At 32.1% G+C, this 246-nt stretch carries 1 pseudogene; it reads right to left on the bottom strand.

Annotated features, from left to right (window positions below):
- Window positions 1-246, bottom strand: a pseudogene (locus A7A69_RS11645) (GGDEF domain-containing protein); the annotation flags it as partial.

The following is a 246-nucleotide window of genomic DNA, read 5'->3' as shown; positions in this document are numbered from 1 at the left end:
AGATCATATGTCTTAGGTTACTCGACATTACTGCCAAAAAATAATCTCCAGCTTCATGTCTATAGGTATCATTAATGTACTTAAAATTATCAACTTCCGATAACAGCAAATGTGCTTGTGTTCCATTTCTTTGAGTTTGCACAAAAATTGAAGATAAGCGTTGTTCAAATAAACGTCTATTAGGAATATGCAAACGCGGATCCATCAAGGCAATTCTTTCAAACTAACGATTTTTATTGATTAATT

It is taken from the genome of Acinetobacter guerrae (assembly GCF_009372255.1).
Classification (GTDB): Bacteria; Pseudomonadota; Gammaproteobacteria; order Pseudomonadales; family Moraxellaceae; genus Acinetobacter; species Acinetobacter guerrae.
The sequence above is the reverse complement of the archived record's forward strand: the minus strand, read 5'-3'. Positions and strand labels throughout refer to the sequence as shown.